This window comes from Amycolatopsis sp. NPDC024027 (genome assembly GCF_040638975.1).
Classification (GTDB): domain Bacteria; phylum Actinomycetota; class Actinomycetes; order Mycobacteriales; family Pseudonocardiaceae; genus Amycolatopsis.
Genome location: NZ_JBEZYY010000021.1, coordinates 132,253 through 150,482 on the forward strand (window position 1 = coordinate 132,253; position 18,230 = coordinate 150,482).

General features: G+C 70.6%; 11 protein-coding genes. 5 read left to right on the forward strand and 6 right to left on the reverse strand.

What is annotated here, in order from left to right:
- Positions 1-178: 178 nt before the first annotated feature.
- Positions 179-2,860, reverse strand: a complete 2,682-nt coding sequence (gene ppdK / locus AB0F52_RS39085) for a pyruvate, phosphate dikinase (protein ID WP_360182081.1) — start codon at positions 2,858-2,860, stop codon at positions 179-181.
- A gap of 180 nt (positions 2,861-3,040) precedes the next feature.
- Entirely contained in the window at positions 3,041-3,433 is a 393-nt protein-coding gene (locus AB0F52_RS39090; RefSeq protein WP_360182084.1) for an HPF/RaiA family ribosome-associated protein, read from the reverse strand.
- Between the two features lie 358 nt (positions 3,434-3,791).
- Here AB0F52_RS39090 and AB0F52_RS39095 point away from each other — a divergent pair, with 358 nt between their 5' ends.
- On the forward strand, positions 3,792-4,685 hold the full coding sequence (locus AB0F52_RS39095) for a universal stress protein (protein ID WP_360182087.1): 894 nt from the start codon (positions 3,792-3,794) through the stop codon (positions 4,683-4,685).
- Between the two features lie 32 nt (positions 4,686-4,717).
- Positions 4,718-7,456 (forward strand): cation-transporting P-type ATPase, encoded by a 2,739-nt coding sequence (locus AB0F52_RS39100; protein ID WP_360182090.1) that lies wholly within the window; start codon positions 4,718-4,720, stop codon positions 7,454-7,456.
- A gap of 286 nt (positions 7,457-7,742) precedes the next feature.
- Here the strand turns inward: AB0F52_RS39100 and AB0F52_RS39105 are convergent, their stop codons facing one another.
- Both AB0F52_RS39105 and AB0F52_RS39110 read right to left on the reverse strand, forming a co-directional pair.
- Positions 7,743-10,010, reverse strand: coding sequence for a heavy metal translocating P-type ATPase (locus AB0F52_RS39105; RefSeq protein WP_360182093.1), 2,268 nt, complete (start codon positions 10,008-10,010; stop codon positions 7,743-7,745).
- A 948-nt stretch (positions 10,011-10,958) separates the two neighbouring features.
- On the reverse strand, positions 10,959-12,779 hold the full coding sequence (locus AB0F52_RS39110; RefSeq protein ID WP_360182096.1) for a GAF domain-containing protein: 1,821 nt from the start codon (positions 12,777-12,779) through the stop codon (positions 10,959-10,961).
- A gap of 263 nt (positions 12,780-13,042) precedes the next feature.
- Between AB0F52_RS39110 and AB0F52_RS39115 the strand changes: the two genes are divergently transcribed.
- On the forward strand, positions 13,043-13,951 hold the full coding sequence (locus tag AB0F52_RS39115; protein WP_360182099.1) for a potassium channel family protein: 909 nt from the start codon (positions 13,043-13,045) through the stop codon (positions 13,949-13,951).
- Between the two features lie 413 nt (positions 13,952-14,364).
- Here AB0F52_RS39115 and AB0F52_RS39120 read toward each other — a convergent pair whose 3' ends face one another.
- Together AB0F52_RS39120 and AB0F52_RS39125 are read right to left on the reverse strand one after the other, a co-directional pair.
- Positions 14,365-15,435, reverse strand: coding sequence for a DNA methyltransferase (locus AB0F52_RS39120; protein ID WP_360182102.1), 1,071 nt, complete (start codon positions 15,433-15,435; stop codon positions 14,365-14,367).
- Positions 15,432-16,307, reverse strand: a complete 876-nt coding sequence (locus AB0F52_RS39125) for a hypothetical protein (protein WP_360182105.1) — start codon at positions 16,305-16,307, stop codon at positions 15,432-15,434. Before AB0F52_RS39125 ends, AB0F52_RS39120 begins: the two co-directional genes overlap by 4 nt.
- A gap of 385 nt (positions 16,308-16,692) precedes the next feature.
- On the opposite strand from AB0F52_RS39125, the gene AB0F52_RS39130 reads away from it, so the two are divergent.
- The gene (locus tag AB0F52_RS39130; protein ID WP_360182108.1) at positions 16,693-17,577 is read left to right on the forward strand and encodes a sigma-70 family RNA polymerase sigma factor; all 885 of its coding nucleotides are present in this window, start codon (positions 16,693-16,695) and stop codon (positions 17,575-17,577) included.
- A 161-nt stretch (positions 17,578-17,738) separates the two neighbouring features.
- The gene (locus AB0F52_RS39135; protein WP_360182262.1) at positions 17,739-18,062 is read left to right on the forward strand and encodes a pilin; all 324 of its coding nucleotides are present in this window, start codon (positions 17,739-17,741) and stop codon (positions 18,060-18,062) included.
- Positions 18,063-18,230: the final 168 nt, after the last annotated feature.

Consider the following 18,230-nt stretch of genomic DNA (forward strand, 5'->3'; position numbering starts at 1 on the left):
CCGCCATTACAGAGCCACCTTCCGTTTTTCCTGGTCTCCCAACACGATGCTCCGTCCGAGCACGACGGCACCGGGAAGACCGGTTGAAATCCCGGGCCTGGTCCTCCACGGCCGGCCCGACGGCCCTTTGCGCACCGCCGCCCACCGCCCGTTCGGGCGGTGGGCGGCAAACGTGCTCTCAGCGGTTGTCGACCGCGCTGTCGGCCTGACCGACGGCAGTGCGGCCGGCTTCGAGCCGGGCGACCGGCACGCGGAAGGGCGAGCAGGACACGTAGTCGAGGCCCACCTCGTGGAAGAACTCGATCGACGCGGGATCTCCCCCGTGTTCCCCGCACACACCCATGACCAGACCCGGGCGTGCGGCCCGGCCCGCTTCCACGGCAGCGGAGATGAGCTTGCCGACGCCGTCCCGGTCGATCGTCTCGAACGGGGACACCGCGAAGATGCCCTCGGCGAGATACGTGGGGAAGAACGACGCCTCGACGTCGTCGCGGGAGAAGCCCCACACGGTCTGGGTCAGGTCGTTGGTGCCGAAGGAGAAGAACTCGGCCGACCCGGCGATGCGGCCCGCGGTCAGGGCGGCCCGGGGCAGCTCGATCATGGTGCCGATCTCGTACGGGAACCTCTCCCCGGCGGTGACCTCGTCCAGGATCCGCCGGGCGCGTCCGGCCATGATGTCCAGCTCCCGCACATCGGCCACCAGCGGAATCATGATCTCCACGAGTGGTTTCCCACCCGCACGGACCCGAGCCGCGGCGGCTTCGGCGATGGCGCGCACCTGCATCTCGTAGAGACCGGGCACGACCAGGCCGAGCCGGACCCCGCGGGTACCCAGCATCGGGTTCTCCTCGTGCAACCGGTCGACCGCGCGCAGCAGGGCTTTCGGCGCGCCCAGCCGGTCGAGTGCCTTGGCCACGGCCACTTCGGCGGTCAACGCGGTGCGGTCGGGCAGGAACTCGTGCAGCGGTGGGTCCAGCAGCCGGATGGTCACCGGCAGCCCGTCCATCTCCTCGAGGATCTGCACGAAGTCTTCGCGTTGCAGCGGAAGCAGTGCCGCCAGCGCGGCTTCACGCTCGGCGTCGGTCTCGGCGACGATCAGCCGTTCGACGAGCACCCGCCGTTCGCCGAGGAACATGTGCTCGGTGCGACACAGCCCGACACCGGTCGCCCCGAGGCGCCGGGCCCGCCGCGCGTCTGCCGCGGTGTCGGCGTTCGCCCGCACCTCCAGCCGCCGCCGGGCGTCGGCTTGCGCGATGATCCGGTCGACCGCCTGCAGCAACGTGTCGCTACCCGGTTCGCGTCGGCCTTCGAAGTAGTCGACGACCGGGGACGGCATTACGGCCAGCTCGCCGAGATAGACCTCACCCGCGGTGCCGTCGATCGAGATCACGTCGCCCTCGGCGACGACCGTGCCGTCCGCGGTCGTGAACCGGCGGTTCGCGACGTCGACGTCCAGGGACTCGGCCCCGCACACGCAGGTGCGCCCCAGCCCGCGTGCCACGACGGCGGCGTGCGACGTCTTGCCGCCGCGGCTGGTGAGCACGCCCCGGGCGTGGATGAGCCCATCGAGATCGTCCGGATTGGTTTCCTTCCGTACCAGGATCACGGCCGCGCCTTCCTCGGCCCGGCGGACCGCATTGGCCGAGTCGAACACGACCTCACCGACCGCCGCCCCCGGTGACGCCGCGACGCCGGTGGCGACGGGCGCGGTCTCGGTGCCGGCGAAGCGCGGGAACATCAGCTGGGCCAGCTGCGCGCCGGTGACCCGCCGCAGCGCCTCATCGGCGTCGATCACACCCTCCTCTCGCAAGGCCTCGGCGATGCGGAACGCGGCGGCCGCGGTGCGCTTGCCGACCCGGGTCTGCAGCATCCACAGCCTGCCCCGCTCGATCGTGAACTCGATGTCGCACAGGTCGCGGTAGTGCTCCTCCAGCGTCCGCATGATCCCCAGAAGCTGCTCGTACGGCCCGGGGTGCAGGTCGGCGAGCCGGTGCAGGGGCAGGGTGTTGCGAATGCCGGCCACGACATCCTCACCCTGGGCGTCGGCCAGGTAGTCGCCGTACACGCCGGGCGTCCCGGTGGCCGGGTCGCGGGTGAACGCGACGCCCGTGCCGGAGTCCTCGCCGAGGTTGCCGAACACCATCGCGCACACGTTCACCGCGGTCCCCAGGTCCTCGGGGATGTGCTCGGCCCGGCGGTACACGTGGGCACGGTCGGTGTTCCACGACTCGAACACCGAGTTGATCGCAAGGTCCAGCTGCTCGCTCGGGTCCTGCGGAAACTCCCGACCCGCCTGTTCGCGCACGATGTCCTTGAACCTGGCGGTCAGCGCCCGCAGATCGGCCGCGTCCAGGCCGAGATCACCGGCGACGCCCTTGGCCTGCTTCGCCGCCCGCAGGGCATCGGTGAAGCAAGCGATGTCGACGCCGAGCACGGTCGTGCCGAACATCTGCACCAGCCGCCGGTAGGAGTCCCACGCCAGCCGCTCGTCCCCCGACCACGCGGCGAGCCCGCCCACCGATTCGTCGGTCAGCCCGATGTCGAGGACGGTGTCCATCATCCCCGGCATCGAGAACCGTGCCCCGGAGCGGACCGAGACCAGCAACGGCTCGTCCACCTGCCCGAGCTTGCGGCCCATCGCCCGTTCCAGGGCGTGCAGGTGCTCCCCCACCTCCTCGGCCAGTCCCTCGGGTGCCGCTCCGGTGGCCAAGTACGCCCGGCACGCCTCGGTGGTGATCGTGAACCCCGGCGGCACCGGCAATCCCATCACGGTCATCTCGGCGAGGTTGGCGCCCTTGCCGCCGAGCAGGTCCGCCATGGACCGGTTGCCCTCGGCGAAGTCGTACACGTACTTGCGCATCGTCATCTCCTGGTCGATGTCCGAAGTAGACCGCTCCCGGCGGCCAGACGGTGAAGTCCGTGCTCCGCCTTTCTCTCCATCGCACCAGGCCAAGGCCGTGCCCGAACACCGCACAACGGTCCACCGCCGGGTGCCGTAGGTCACCGCTCGGAAGGGCTTTGGTCCTCGCCGGTGTGCTCGTCAGCGTGCGCCGGCGGCGGGGGTACCGGCCTGGCTCGGGTCGGCCGGTACTCCCGGGTGACGGATGGACTCCCCGCCCTTGTGCTGGTACAGCCGACCGAACTTGCTCTCCAGCACGCTCTCGAGCTTGCGGATCGCGCCGTGGCACGCGTCGATCACCGAGCCGGCATGATGAGTCACCGAAACAGCGCCATGCCCGGCGAGACGAGCTTCGAGCACGCAACGCCGATCCACCCCGGCGCCGCGAGCAGAGATTTCGTCGCCGAGGTGAACTTCCAAGCGCGTGATCCGGTCGGAGGACCGGGAAAATGCGGACTCGAATTCCTGCTCGACGCGTCGCATCAGGGCATCACTGCCGTGCACGTTCTTGTCGGTGCTGATGTGAATCTGCATGCCCTGATCGTCTTCGCCCCGCGCGAGCCCACCCAGAACCACAGGTCCCCTGCCCGAAGGACCAAAGGCTCCCGATGACCAGCCACCACCACAGGCATTCGGTCCGCTGGACGTGGAATCGTCCACATCACCTGGCCAACCGGCGCGTCGTGCTCACGGCGGTTCGCGCCGGTCATCGCATCGCGAAAAGCGTGCTCACCACTGGTGACCTTGTGCCCTTTCCAGTCCTGGCAACCCGAGGGGATCCTCACAATGAACCTTCTGCTGCACAGTGCGCTCGGGGCGCACCAGTGGCGTGGACGGCCGTGTGGCTTTCCGGCTGACGAATATTCGAACACGACCTTCAAAAGGACTGACGATGGTGGAAGCAGACGTCCGGCCGATCGTGGTGGGGGTGGACGGTTCGACCGCCGCGACCCACGCCGTGAGCTGGGCAGCGCAGGAGGCGGTCCGGCGAGATCTGCCGCTGGTGATCGTCCACGCCTGCGCGCTGGTGCCGGTGGCCGTGCCCTATGCGGAAGCGCTGGTGCCCGCCTACCACCGCGCGCAGCTCGAGTACGGCCGCGAGTGGCTCGATGCGGCGGAGTCGGCGGCGCGGGAGGCCGCGCCGGACGTGCATGCGAGCACGGATCTGGCCCGCGGCTGGGCGGCCGAGCAGCTGATCGCCCGCTCGGCGTCGGCGGAGCTCGTCGTACTGGGGTCACGGGGCCTGGGCGGGTTCACCGGCTTGGTGGTGGGGTCGATCGCCGTGGCGGTGGCCACCTACGGCCATTGCCCGATCGTGGTGGTCCGCGGCGCCGACGCCCGGACCGAGCCGCGGCACGAGGGGCCGGTGGTCGTCGGCGTGGACGGGTCACCCACCAGCGCGGCGGCGATCCCGTTCGCGTTCCGCGCCGCCGCCTCGCGTGGCGTGCCGCTGGTCGCGGTGCACACCTGCCTGGACCTGCCACTGGGCGGCTTCGGGGAGATCGGCGTGGACGTGGACTGGGACGTCATCGAACGCGAGCAACGGGCGCTGGTCGGCGAGTGGCTCGCCCCTGCCCAAGCCGAGTACCCGGACGTGCCGGTGGAGCTGGTCGTCGCCCGGTACCGGCCCGCTCACACACTGCTCGAACAAGCCGAGAACGCCCAGCTGGTCGTGGTCGGCTCCCGCGGCCGGGGTGGCTTCCGCGGTCTGCTGTTGGGTTCCACCAGCCACGCCCTCATCTACCACGCCGCCTGCCCGGTGGCCGTCGTCCCACCCCGACCGTGACCGGCCGGGAACGCGGTGCCGGAGAAGGCCCTTTGCTGACCGGTGACCGCACTGCGCCGCCGGCGGTTTCGCAGCCGTGGCGGCTGGAAACGACCGAAATCTCGGCGCGGCTCGGCGTGGACCCCGCCCAAGGCCTGGACGCAGCGGAGGCGGCACGCCGGCTCGCGGCCGCCGGACCGAACCGGCTGGCCGAGCCGGCGGCCCGGCCGTGGTGGCAGGCGCTGGTCGCACAGGTCGCCAATCCGCTGAGCGTGGTACTGGTGCTCGCCGCCGTGCTGGCCGGCGTGGTCGAACGTTCGTTCCGGGAAGCCCTGGTCATCGGGCTGGTCCTGGGTCTCAACGGCGTGCTGGGGTTCTTCCAGGAACGCCGCGCCGACCAGTCCGTGGCCGCCCTGCGGGAGATGTTGAGCCCCTCAGCGCGGGTTCGTCGCGACGGACGTGTCGTGGAGGTACCCGCCACCGACCTCGTTCCCGGCGACGTCGTGCTGGTCGAAGCGGGTGACCGGATCCCCGCCGACGGACGGGTGCTCGCCCAGGTCACCCTCGAGACCGACGAGTCCGGCCTGACCGGCGAGTCCGTCCCGGTCGCCAAGACCGGCAAGGCTCTGCCCGGCGACGTCGGTCTGCCCGACCGTGCCTGCATGGCCCACATGACGAGCATCGTCACCCGAGGCCGCGGCGAAGTGCTGGTCACGGCCACCGGCATGACCACCGAGATCGGCAAGGTCGCCGGTCTGCTGCAGCGCACCGAAGCCGTCCGCACCCCGCTGCAGCGGCAGCTGGACAAGCTCGGGGTACGGCTGGCCTACCTCGCCGGGATCGCGGTCATCCTGGTCGCGGTGATGCAGTTCGTCACCGGCAGCGGCTTGGGCGAAGTGATCACCCTCGCCGTCGCACTGGGGGTGGCGGCCATCCCGGAGGGCCTGCCCGCGGTCGTCACGGTCACCCTCGCCCTGGGAATGCGTCGGATGGCCCGGCGGCAGGCCATCGTCAAACGCCTCACCGCCGTGGAAACCCTCGGCTCGACCACGGTGATCTGCACCGACAAGACCGGCACGCTCACCCTCAACCAGATGACCGCCCGCTCGTTGTGGCACGCCGGCCGCCGGTACCGGATCGGCGGCGAGGGCTACCGCCCCGACGGCACGATCACCGCTGAAGACGACGGGCCGGTGCCCGATCTGCGCGATGTGCTGGTGCCTGCCGCCTTGTGCAACGACTCCGTCGTCCACGACGGCACGCTCGTCGGCGACCCCACCGAGGGTGCCCTGGTCACCCTCGCCGGCAAAGCCGGGCTGGACGTCACCGCACTGCGCCAGGCCGCCCCTCGCGTCGCCGAGATCCCGTTCGACTCCGGCCGCAAGTACATGGCCACCTTCCACCGCCACGGATCCGGCGTGCGGGTGTGCGTCAAGGGCGCCCCGGACGTCCTGCTCCGCCGCGCCACCCACGTCCGCTGCGCCGACGGCGACCGCCCGCTGGACGAGCAGCGGTACCGCGAAATCTCCGCGGTGCTCGAGGAACTCGCCGGCCGCGGCGAGCGCGTGCTGGCCATCGCCGTCGCGGACATCGACCACGCCGACACCGACGCCACCGCGACTCCGGAGCTCCCTGAAGAGCTCGTTCTCGTGGGCCTGATCGGCATCCTCGACCCGCCCCGCCCAGAGGCCGCCGACGCGGTCGCCGAGTGCCACACCGCCGGCATCGACGTCAAGATGATCACCGGCGACCACCTCGCCACCGCGACCTCGATCGCCCGCGCCCTCGGCATCACCGGCCGCGGCATCACCGGCGAGGACATCGACCGGCTCGACGACGACGCCCTCGAACAGGAGGCACCCGGCGTCGGCGTGTTCGCCCGCGTCGCCCCCGAACACAAGATCCGCATCGTGCAGACGCTGCGACGCCACCACGAGACCGTCGCCATGACCGGAGACGGCGTCAACGACGCTCCCGCCCTCAAAGGCGCCGACATCGGCGTGGCGATGGGCATCACCGGCTCCGACGTGTCCAAAGAGGCCGCCTCGATGGTCCTCACCGACGACAACTTCGCCACCATCGTCGGCGCGGTCCGCCAAGGCCGCACCATCTACGACAACATCGTCAAGTTCGTCCGCTTCCAGATCAGCACCAACCTCGCCGCGATCCTCACCATGGTCGCCGGATCCGTGGTCTTCCTGTCCGAACCCGCGGTGCTCACCCCGCTGATGTTGTTGTGGGTCAACGTCATCGCCGACGGACCACCGGCACTGGCCCTCGGCCTCGAACCCGCCCGCCGGGCCGTCATGCACGAACCACCCCGGCCGCCGGGCGCGCACATCCTCACCGGAAGCCGTCTCGCCCGTATCGCCGGCACCGGCGTGCTCATGACCGCCGGCACCCTCTACGCCTACTGGCTCGGCCTCGACCGCGGCACCGGCACCGCGCAAACCTTGGCCTTCACGACCTTCGTGCTCTATCAGGTCTTCAATCTCTTCAACGTCCGCGACGAAAACGCCACGGTGTTCGGCCCGCTGCTGCTGCGGAACTGGCGCCTCTGGGCCGCCCTCGCCGCTGTGCTGGTCCTGCAGATCTGCGCGGTCTACGTTCCGGCCGCGCAGGAACTGGTCGGCACGACCGCCCTCACCGCCACCGATTGGGTCATCGCCACCACGCTGGCGGCCACCGTGCTCGGCTTCGAAGAACTCCGCAAAGCGCTACGTCGCCGCCGTACCCCGATTACTCCCAACGATCGTGGTCCCGGCGAAAGCGCGCCGCCGGTACGAGTTTGACGAGCTGGACCACCACCGCAATGGACACCACTGCTACAACGGAGATCAGTTGCACGGCGATGCTGCCGCCGGTGGAGACGCCGACGATGTCGACGGGGCAGCTGACGCGGACTGCCCCTCGCCGGCACCGAAGTGCCGGTAATCGAAGACCAGGACCGCCACGCCTCGGGCGGCGAACCGTCGCGCGGAGTCCGGCGGCCCAGCCGGCGGCCGGCCGCACATCGCGAACCGGCGACCAGGAACGGCACCTCCTCCGTCCGCACCACCACAGCTTCCCGCTCGAGGGTCATGACCGCTTCCCCAGTTCCTCGGGCTCCGCCGCCAACGCGAAGTAGCTCTCTTCCTCCTGGACGAAGTGCAGACTCAGCACGGCGGACAGGCCATACAGGCCCGACAGCAGGTCGTCGACCTGGCCGGGGCCGATCCGGCCGGCGGATCCGGCCAGTTGCAGGTGGTGGCCGAGGCGGTGGGTGAGCCGCTCGATCTCCGCGTGCGCCCGGCTCATCGTCGCGGTCGCTTCCGGCCCGCCCAGCGGACCCGCGAGAGCTGGGTAGAGCTGGGTTTCTTCGGCCCGTTCGTGCGGCAACACCCGCTCGCACAGCAGCGTGTGCACGCGCTGCAGCTCACGCAACGCTTCCGGAGTCGGGCCGGCGGCCAGCAGGTCGGCGGCGTCGCGTACCGCCGGGATGATGCCGCGCAACTCGTCGTGCTCGGCGGCGAACCGGTGCAGCAGCTGCTCGGTGGCCGGGGCGAGCGCAAGCCCACCGGCAGGCTTGCCACGCAAGGCCCGCAGCGCGTTGAGGATCACCGCGACGTCGATGCCTTCCTGCAGCAACGCGCCGGCGGCGGGTGGCAGCCATCCCACGGCGGCGACGGCCATCGCCGCGAGCGACAGTGCCATGCCGGTCATGGCGCTCTGCACGGCGATGCGGCGGGCGCGGCGGGCGATGTCCATCGCGTCGGCCAGCCGGTCCAGCCGGTCGGTGGTCAGGACGATGTCGGCGGCCTCCGACGACGCCGTGGAGCCGCGCGCGCCCATGGCCACGCCCACGTCGGCCGCGGCGAGCGCGGGCGCGTCGTTGACGCCGTCACCCACCATCACCGTCACCTCACGCGCGCGTTCCTCGCGGACGGCGCCGACCTTGTCGGCGGGCGTCTGGTCCGCACGCACTTCGTCCAGGCCCAGCACGGTGCCGATCTCCTGTGCCGGTTCGCGGCGGTCCCCGGTCAGCATGACCAGCCTGCGCAACCCCGCGCCGCGCAGCCGCCGCAGGGTGCGAGGAGCGTCGCGCCGCAACGGGTCACGCAGCAGTACCGCCCCGACCACCGCGCCGTCGATCGTCAGCCATGCGACCGCGGCCCCGTCCAGCCTTGCCCGGCTCTGCACCGCCACCGTCCACGGCTCCTCGCCGAGCGGTCGTCCCGGCTTGCCGACCTCGATCCTGCGGCCATCGACCGTCGCGCGTGCACCCCGACCGGGCTCTTCGACCACGTCCTGGGGCAGCGACAGCGCCAGGGTGCGGGCGCGGGCTTCGGCCGTGATCGCTTCCGCCAGCACGTGCGGGGACAGCTGGTCCACCGACGCGGCCAGCCGCAGTACCTCGTCCGGCTGCCAGTCCGGTGCGGCCGCGATCTCCACGACGGCGGGCCGCCCGGTGGTGAGCGTGCCGGTCTTGTCCATCACCAGCGTCCGTGCGCGTCCGAGCGTCTCCAGGGCTCCGCCACCGCGGATGATCACCCCGAGCCGGGAGGAGCGGGACAGCCCCGACACGATCGCGACCGGCGCGGCCAGCAACAGCGGACACGGCGTGGCGACCACCAGCACGGCCACCGCGCGCTCCGCGGAGCCACTGACCAGCCACGCCAGCCCCGCCACCACGAGCGACAACGGCAGGAACCAGGCGGCGTACCGGTCGGCCCACCGCACCACCGGGGCGCTCTCCGCGCCCGCCTGCCGCGCCAGCCGCACGATGCCCGCGTACGTGCTCTCCTCCGCAGTGGCAGTGGCCCGTAGCTCGAACGCCGCTCCGGCGTTGACCACCCCACTGCGCACCGGATCGCCTGCGGACCGCTCCACCTGCAGCGGCTCGCCGGTCAACACCGACTCGTCCAGAACCGCGAACCCACTGTCGACGACGCCGTCGGCCGGAACGACCTCGCCCGGGCCGACGACCAGCAGATCCCCGGCCGCCACTTCCGACAACGCCACCAGGGTGACCGTGTCGCCACGCCGCCGACGCGCCGACCGGGGCGCGTGCTCCAGCAACGCCCGCAAATCGTGCGACGCCCGTCGCTCCGCCGCGGCGTCCAGCGCCCGGCCGGTCGCCAGCATCACCGCGATCAGCGCCCCGGCCACGTACTCACCGACCGCCAGGGTGCCTACCAACGCCAGCACCGCGATCAGGTCCACCCCGGCCTGCTTCCGCCGCAGCGCCGCAACCACCCACCACACCGCAGGCAGCACCGCCATCAGCGTCCCGGCCGCCCAGCACACGTCGGCGACCACGTCCGCGCCCACCAACCAGGCCACCCCGCCGGCAAGCAGCGCGCCCACCGTGGCAACCAGCAGCGCTGGCTCCGCCCACCTGCGCACCCATCGCGCTGACTCGCCGACTTCGATCACCGAAGGCCTCCCGTGCTCTTGACCGACCGCGGTCTCCATCCGACCGCGCGAGGCCACGAGCAGCTAGGGCAACAAACCACCGATCCGAAGGTCCTTCGCCCGACCCGGGCGGCGCGCGTCAGGGCCGTGATGAGGGTTTCGGGCGGCCGATCGAATATCTGACGTTCACCACGGAAGACTCCCGCCGAGGCCTGACGGGCGTCAGCTGACCGGGCTGCGGCGCTCTCTCCCGCAGCGCGGAGTTTTGCCCTCCGGACCGTGAAACACCGGAGATCCCCGCTGCAGGCCAGCCTGGTCACGCACATATGGGCGGCACATCCACACCATCGCACCCGGCAGCCGAAAGGAACACCGTGAGCAGACGCAGGTTCGACATCCGCCCAATTTTCCTCAGCACCGGCGCGCTCCTGGCCGTCACCGCATGCGACCCAGGAGCCGGCACCACCAGCCCTTGCACCACCACGGGGTCCCGTGTCAACACCACTGGCAACGTCATCGGCTCCGACAACCGCATCGCCACCGACGCCGACCCACACCTCAGGCCCCGCGACCGCGGCCCCGGTCAAGCAGTGCACGACCGCCACGCTGAACTGGGGCAAGGCGACATGGGCGCCGGGAACTACGTCGCCCCCGTCCTCCTCACCAATACCGGCGAGCCCTGCCGGATCACCGGCTTCCCCGGGGTTGTCCTACGACGCCGAACCCTGCGAGCCGACCCCCGTGACCGGCCCGCGGGTGTACCTGCCGGGCAACACCGTGCTGCTGCCCGAACCCGACGCTCACGCCTGCGCCAAGCACATGCCGGACCAGCGGCCACTTTGGTGTCCGCCCGGTGGAGCGCGCTACCGGCGCGAATTGAGAACGAAGGGTGATCGCCGATCAGCCGGCTGCGACGCCACCACTCCCGCTACGGCCGCAACCGTTGCCCAGCGCCACCGCCACACCGACGGCGAGGGGTCGGTCCTCGCCCTCGCGCCGCGGTACGGGAACGGTCCAGGTCAGGTGGGTGCTGCCATCCGCGCCGGTGCTGCGCCCGAGCGTGCCCGCACCGCTGCGGCACCCGTTCGACGCCGGCGTAGCCGGGCAGCCCGCAGCAGCCATTGTGACGCCGTTGTCGACGACATCGAGGGTGAGCAGTTCCGACAGGATGCTGATCTGGATCTCGACAGCGGTGGCGTCGGCCTGCCGCGTGATCGCCGACAGCGCGTCCTCGACGATCGCCACCGCGTCGTCGGTGACACCGAGCGGAACAGCTGCCAGGCTCCCGGTGAAACTGGTCTCCACCTCGAACCCGAGCACCGACGACGCGGTGTCGATCACGGTCATCAGCCGCTCGCCCAAGTTCTCCGTCTTCTGCGAGCGGGGATCGAAGTCGTAGACGGTGGACTGGATGCGCCCGATCGTGTCGTCGAGGACGGCGATGTAGGACTTGAGCCGGTCCCGCACCGCCGGGCGGGTACTCGCGCTGGCCAGGCCCTGCAAGCCGGTCGCGACAGCGTGAAGTTTCCCGCTCACGTGCTCGTTGAGCGAGGACCCGATCCGATCGTGCTCGTCGACGATGCGCACCGCCTGCTTCTCGACGCGGGCGCGCTGGAGCTCGATCGCGACCCCGGCGTGGCTGGCGAACCCGGCGAGATGCGCCATGTCCGCTTCGGTGAGCCCGCGCCGCCCGGCCAGCCGGGCCACGCTCAGCGCGCCGATAGCGTGTTCGCCGGCGGACAGCGGAACCACGACGACCGAGCCGATCGGTACCGGAAGGTCGGCGAAGCCGGCGGCGGCGTAGTCGTCGGTCAGGCTGGGGACCCCGGACCGCACGACCTGCCCGGCGAGGCTGCCGTCCAGCTCCACCCCGGTGCCGAGCACGCACCCGGCCAGCACCCCGATCGCCGCGGTCACCTCCAACCGCCCGGACTCCGAGAGCAGGGCGAGCGTCGCGAAATCGGCGGACGCGCCGTCCTGGGCATGACGCAGAACCATGTCGAGCGGATGCTCGTCGTTCCCGGCGAACAGGCGCTGCGTGATCTCCGTCGAAGCGGCCAGCCACCTGCGGCGTTGCTCGGATTCGTCGAACCGGCGCGCGTTGTCGATCGCCACCCCGGCCGTCGCCGCCAGCGCCACGGCCAGTTGCTCGTCCTCGTCGCTGAATTCACCGTTCGCGCTGCCGGTGAGGTAGAGGTTGCCGAAGATCCGGTCACGGATCCGGATCGGCACCCCGAGGAAACTGTCCATCGGGGGATGGCCCGGCGGGAACCCTGCCGCGTCGGGATGGCTGTTGAGATCGGTCAACCGGATCGGCTCCGGCCGTCGGGTCAGCAGCCCCAGGATCCCCCGGCCCTGCGGCAGTTCACCGATGCGGTCGATCACCTCGGCGTCCATCCCGGTGTGGACGAACTCGTCCAGCAGCCCGTGCTCACCGATCACACCCAACGCCGCGTAACGGGACTCCACCAGCTCACTCGCCGCGGTCACGATGTGCTGCAGCACGACCTGCAGGCTCAGATCACTGGCGACCATGGCATGGGCGCGCAACAACGCCCGCAGCCGCCCCTGTGTCGCCAGCACGTCCTGCGCACGGGCCGCGACCTCGCCGAGGAGCTTCTCCAGCTCCATCCGCGGCAAATCCGGGAACGGCAACGCCAGCGGACCGAAATCGTCCAGCCGCTGACCATCCTGAAATCCAGCGCCGGGAATTCTGCTCATGTCCTGCTCGCATCCCGTTGACCGATCTTGCGTCAGCGGGGTCTGGACCGACGTCACCAGCACTGATGAGGCCGGAGGACCGGCCACCCTTTCAACCTACGCCCCTTCACCAGGCAAGGGAACTCCACTGTGACGACAGGGCCGGCTGGGTGTGAGTAGGCAGTGGTTCCCAGCCGACGAGCGCGGCGACAACCGGACCATGGCCGGAAGCCGAGGGACACGACCTCTTCGGTGAGCGGCCGACCTTCCGCACAGAATCGACGATGGCGTTTCGCCCGCAGACGGGCGAGGCTCTGCTCATGCATCCAGACACCGCACGACGAGCCCCGCCCAGCCGTCTAGCCCGACTCCGGACAGGTGAGGCCTATGACCGCTTCATCCGGTGGGGCGAACTGCCGATGCTCGCCCTCTCACTCGTCTTCCTCGCCGTGCTCGTCATCCCGGTACTCGACGAGACACTGCCGACCGGCTGGCTGACCGCGCTTGCCCTGACCGACACCGTCATCTGGGTAACCTTCGCAGTCGAGTACCTGGTTCGACTCTTCCTCGCGCCCCGGCCGGGACGGTTCTTGGTACGCCACATCCCGGACCTGATCGTCATCGTCGTACCGGTCTTGCGGACGCTGCGGATAGCCCGACTCGCGCGACTGGTTCGGTTCACTCGCTCGGGCGCCATCGCCCTGCACGCCACCCAGCGCGCCCGATCCCACCTCCACGTCAGAACAGCGATTCAGATCACCGCGACCGCGATCATCGTCATGTTCGTCGGCGCGGTCGGCATGCTGGATGTCGAACGGCACGCCACCGGCGCCAACATTCACACCTTCGGCGACGCCGCGTGGTGGGCTTTGACCACCCTCACGACGGTCGGCTACGGCGACCGCTACCCGGTCACCACCGACGGCCGATCGATCGCCGCTGTCGTCATGCTGACCGGGATCGCCGTATTGGGAGTGGTCACCGCGTCGATTGCCGCCTGGTTCGTGGACAGACTGCAAACCGTCGAGCAAACAGAAGCAGACCAGTCCAAGCACGACCAACGTGTCGAGGCAACCCTCGCCGAGGTGCTGGAAAAGCTTGCCGTTCTGGAGAACCGTTTGAACGCCGGCCACCTGCCATCCGACGCCCAGCCAAGCAGGCGATCAAGTCTTTCAGAGCACCTCCATGACTAGGTCGAACGTCGGGAGGGGTACGTCGATGCCATCGCACCGCAATTGCTCGAACGTACAGCAAGATCGCTTTGTTAGATTCCTTCGCGCGACGATGGGTCGACGTGGACGCCCTCCTGGGGCTATTGCGCCAAGCGTGCGAAACTACGCCCACCGCGGCGAGGTCCGAGAAGTCCCCCAAACCGCTGGCCGGAGGCGGCTCCTCAAGGACCTCTTCCACGAGCTCATCCATCGTCGGCCGCCTGTAGGGACCTTGCCCGGCGGCGGCTTCATCTTCTACCAAACGAACCTCGTCTCAAGCGAACGACGTCAGCTGGTGACGGTGGGACAACGGTGGCTGTCGCCGCCAGCGCTGCGATACGCTCGTTCGCCATTGCCAGCCGGGCTACGCCTCCGCCCGGTGAGTCCGACGCCGGTCATGCAGCCCAGTGCCCTGGTCCGATCGCGCCGTACTCGTCGCGCACTTCGATCGGCCGGCTCGCATCACCAACCTCAGCACGCAAGACAATGACGTCCTCATGGGCGATCAGGTGCAACGGCATACCGGCCTCGCGCTGTTTGCGGATGAAGTCGCGCTGGAAAAAGCTGCCTCGTGCGACCAGCTCGGCGTCGGCCAAGCGGGCGAGCAGGGCGACGCACCGCTCGACCGGCACGAGTCCAGCCGCGACGCCGCAGGCGATGACCTGGGAAGGTAGATCGATCAGCTCAGCGTGCTCGCGCCACGGCCGGACCGTGATCGCCACATGGCCGCCCGGGCGCAGGACGCGGGCGCAGCCGGTGAGGATGCGGGTGAAACCGGCGAGCAGGCGGTGGTGGCCGATGTTGGCGAGGTTGCCGCGGTCGAGTGCGCTGCCGTATCGGTAGTGGCGCTTGCTGACCTTGTCGACGCCGGCATCCCGGTTCGTGCTGACCAGGCCGTGCACCGACGGGCCGTACGGCGGCGAGGTCACGACCAGAGCGACCTGACCGGCGTACTCGCCGGGCAGGAGGGCTTCGAGCTGGCGGGCGTCGCCGCGGACGACCCGGCCGTCGTGGTCGTGGCCGCGCTTGCGGGCGAAGCGGAGGTTCGCGCGGGCGATGTCGGCCCAGTGCGGCTCGTACTCGACGCCGACGGCGCGCCGGCCGAGATCGATCGCCTCGACCAGCGTGGTGCCGATCCCGCACATCGGGTCCAGCACCACCTCGCCAGGTTTGGTGTAGTGCTCGATGGCGTGCGCGGCGACGGCGGGCAGCATCTTGGCCGGGTGCGCGGTCGACTCCGGCACGTACCGGTCCTTGCGCTGCGCGGCCGGCGAGGCCTGCGCGGTCGCCCACACCGACACCGGCAACCTCCCGAAGTCCGTCGGAGCGTCGGTGGGCGGCGTGGTGTCGAGGGCGTCGATGAACGCGCGGGACAACGGCATGGTCGGCTCGTCGGCCGAGGACGTCGGGGTGGTCGGCGGTGTGGTGGTCACGGCGGTGCACCTGCCTTTCGGTCGGCTGGTCATCGGAGGTCTTCCGGCTGTGCGGCATCGGCGTGAGCTTGGGCGAAGACGAGGACGTCGCCGTGCGCCCGCGAGTGCGTCATCAGCCCGCCGAGTTCTCGGCCGCCGGGTGCGAGGTCGGTTCGGTCCGTCGCGGTGGGCAGCTGCAGGCGGCCGTTCCGGATTGGGGTGTGGAGGGTGACGATGTGCTGGAGGTAGAGCATGTCGGCGTTTTGCGCGGCCGCGATCATCGGGCCTGACGGGTCGGTCAACCTGCCGCTCGACCAGTCGCTGTGGGTGTAAACGGCGAGGATGCCGCCGAAGGCGAGGACCTGGGCGGCCGCGATCGCCAGCGTGTCGACCGAGCCGTCGGCGCCGTGTTCCGGCGGCAGCGACGTGATGACCAAGTCGACTCGCTCGACGGCCACCGAGGCTGACGTGGTGTCGCCGCTCGTGGACGCGTCGTCCGTGGTCTGCGATTCGAGCTTGGTGATCGCGGGGTGGCGACCGAGCGCGTGCACGGCATCGAGCGCGGCGTCCAGTTCGCCGACGTGCTCTGCGCGGCTCGCGACCCCTTCAGTGGCCGGCCATGGCGCGAGCAGGACCCGGGCGCCGGGTGCCGAGAAGCTGGTCGTGATGGTCTCGATGATCGGCACCGGCCAGGTGGCTGCCGGGTCGATCGGGTCGGGCCCGGCCGTCCACACCGTCGGCGGAATCGGTGCCAGCTCGCGGGTGGTGGCCGGTCGTTTCGGGGAGCGGCGAGTGCGACTGCCCGAGTCGGCGGGGTCGGGTGCGCCCGGGTATGGGATGCCGTTGGCGGGCCGAGTGCGCTGCGGGTGGGTCGAGTCGTCTCGATTGGACGGCCGGTTGGCCGAGGACGGTGGGCGTCGAGTCACGAGCGGAACCTCCGGAGGCGGGCCACCGACCGATCGAGTCGGGTGGCTTCTGCGCGGTCGCCGGCTAACTCCGGGAACGAGGCCGGCAAGAGACACCGTCACGCGGAATCCGTGTTTCCGTCCGGCGTCCGATCTCCGTGGCGAAGTCCGGGCAGGTCCGCCGCCGGATCGGAGCCGCGATTTCGAGGCGGGCATGCAGGCGTGAAACGGCTTTGAAGCGGCTTTGGCACGCCTCTGAACTGGGCTTGAAGCGGTTTTGAGGCGCCCCGGCGGGCTTCCTGGCGACGTCACCTTCCGCTCGCTCAGGAGTGCCGCCATGGACCACCCCTCGTCACCGAAACACCCCGCCCCCGAGCCTCCAGCGCGTCCGCGTGGCGAGCCCGGTGTGTTCGATACCGCCCGCGCCGCGTTTGCCTGGTTGGTCACCGGACCGCACCCGGTCGCCCTCGACGGCCGCCAGGTCCGCGGGCTGCCACCGCGGCTCGTGCCGTTGGACGAAGTCGGCAAGCTGACCGTCGCGAAAGGATGTCCACAGCAGACGCGGGACGCGGTGTGGAGCGCTCTCGTGACGCGGTCGCGTGCCGAGGGCGGCACGTGGACGGTCGCGTGCGTCGGGCTGGCGCTGCCGGTGCTGCTGCCGGTCGCGGCCAAGCTGACCAGCCGGTTCCGCGGCGAGGTCCACGACATCCACGCCGCGGTGCTGACCGGCTTCCTCGAAGCCCTCGCCAACGTCGACCTCACCCGGCCGGCCATCCTCGTCCGGCTGCGCTGGGCCGCCTACCGCGCCGGCCACCGCGCCTTGCGTGAGGCGCTCGACGCCGCGGCCCCGGTCGCCGACCTCGGCGCTCGCGCGCCCGGTCCGGAGCACGCCGGCGGACACCCCGATTTTGTGCTGCTCGCCGCCGTCGAGGCCGGGGCCCTGACCGCCGCCGACGCCGCGCTGATTGGCGACACGAGGTTCGGCGAGCTGTCGCTGGCCGAGGCGGCGCAGGCCCGCGGCCAGACGTACAAGGCGACCCAGCAGGCCCGGCACCGCGCCGAACGCAAGCTCGCCGATTACCTCGACACCCTCAGCGAGCGCGACCTCGAAGCGCGCCCGAAGAGGCGGCGCAACGTCGCCAGCGAGCCGGAGAAGACGCGGCGTCCGGTGTCTCCCCGGCCGCCGAATTTCGGAGTTGGTGACCGCGGGACGCGAGTGCCCGCCTGCCCTCGCCCATCCCGGTCCACGTCGGAACCGGGTGCCGTTCAGGAGGCGTCCTCATGCGACTGATCTCGCACCGCCCCGGTCACCGCACACCCGTCCGCCTGCCGCCGAACCGGCACGATACCTATGCGACGGCCCGAGTGCTCGCTCGCGCGACGAGTTGCCGCCAGCGCGGTCCTGTGCCGAAAGCTCCTATCTCTCCAGCGCTATCTCGTCGGCGCCCGGTCATCTTGCTCGGCTGCACGCTGGCCATCGCCACGTTCCTGCTCGGTGGTTCCGCGGCGCACGCGGAGACCGTGCAGTACGTCGCGCTCGCGCAGTCCGTCGATCAGGTCCTGTCGAATATCCGCTCGTGGATCATGGGCATCCTCGCCGGCGTCGCGCTCGTCTTCCTGACCATCGGCGGCCTGCGCTACCTGATGGCGTCCAACGACCCCGGCGAGATCGAGAAGGCCAAGGGCGCGTTCAAGGCCGCCGGGATCGGGTTCGGTCTCGCCGCGCTCGCGCCGCTCGTCGTCGAAATCCTCAAGACGATCGTCGGCGGGGTGTAGACGATGTCCGTCCACGCATCACGCCGCATGGTCGCACCCGGAAATTCCATCCGGCCGTCGCGACGCTGCCGCTCGTTCTGGCTTGTCGCCGTGGCGGGGTTGCTCGTGGCGGTGCTCGGCGGTGTCACGTCCAGCGCAGCCGCCGCCAGCCCGGGACCGACAGCTGCA

What these genes read in the sequence shown, in the direction of transcription:
- ppdK (WP_360182081.1), bottom strand. Translation starts at nt 2,860, where the DNA reads ATGCGCAAGTACGTGTACGACTTCGCCGAGGGCAACCGGTCCATGGCG.
- AB0F52_RS39090 (WP_360182084.1), bottom strand. Translation starts at nt 3,433, where the DNA reads ATGCAGATTCACATCAGCACCGACAAGAACGTGCACGGCAGTGATGCC.
- AB0F52_RS39095 (WP_360182087.1), top strand. Translation starts at nt 3,792, where the DNA reads ATGGTGGAAGCAGACGTCCGGCCGATCGTGGTGGGGGTGGACGGTTCG.
- AB0F52_RS39110 (WP_360182096.1), bottom strand. Translation starts at nt 12,779, where the DNA reads ATGAGCAGAATTCCCGGCGCTGGATTTCAGGATGGTCAGCGGCTGGAC.
- AB0F52_RS39115 (WP_360182099.1), top strand. Translation starts at nt 13,043, where the DNA reads ATGGCGTTTCGCCCGCAGACGGGCGAGGCTCTGCTCATGCATCCAGAC.
- AB0F52_RS39120 (WP_360182102.1), bottom strand. Translation starts at nt 15,435, where the DNA reads ATGACCAGCCGACCGAAAGGCAGGTGCACCGCCGTGACCACCACACCG.